The following is a 581-nucleotide window of genomic DNA, read 5'->3' as shown; positions in this document are numbered from 1 at the left end:
GTCCTGCCGGACATCTCCCCCGCAAGGGGGGAGATTGGCAGCGTCGACCTTGCCGCCCATCTTGCAAAGTCCGAGATTAGCGAAAGCCTATGCGACATCCGATCTCCCCCCTTGCGGGGGAGATGGCCGGCAGGCCAGAGGGGGGTGCGAATGAACGCAAGCATCTGAGATTGACTTTGTCTCAAAACGCTACCCGGTCGCCGCCCTTCAGAGCCAGCATCTCGCGCGCTTCCGAAGGTGTGGCGACCTCCAGCGACAGCCCATCGAGAATGCCGCGGATACGGCGCACCTGGTCGGCATTCGATTTCGCCAACTGCCGCCCGTCATAGAGGCTGTCCTCGAGCCCGACGCGGACATTGCCGCCCATGGCGGCGGCGATCGAGATCAGCGGCATCTGCTGGCGGCCGGCGGCGAGCACCGAGAACTGATAGCTGTCGCCGAACAGTTTGTCGGCGATGCGCTTCATATGGACGAGATTGTCGGGATCGGCGCCGATGCCGCCCAGAATGCCGAGCACGAACTGGAGGAACAGCGGCCCCGACACCAGGCCACGATCACGCAAATGCGCCAGCGAATAGAGG

Annotated in this window: 1 protein-coding gene; it reads right to left on the bottom strand. The window is 63.7% G+C overall.

Annotated elements, in window-relative coordinates:
• Positions 1-181: 181 nt before the first annotated feature.
• Positions 182-581, bottom strand: a 400-nt coding sequence (locus EOA29_RS39320) for a 3-keto-5-aminohexanoate cleavage protein (protein ID WP_145970153.1), incomplete at its 5' end; no start/stop codon positions are given.

The organism is Mesorhizobium sp. M1E.F.Ca.ET.063.01.1.1 (assembly GCF_003998155.1).
Classification (GTDB): Bacteria; Pseudomonadota; Alphaproteobacteria; order Rhizobiales; family Rhizobiaceae; genus Mesorhizobium.
This window is presented reverse-complemented; position numbering and strand designations above follow the sequence as displayed.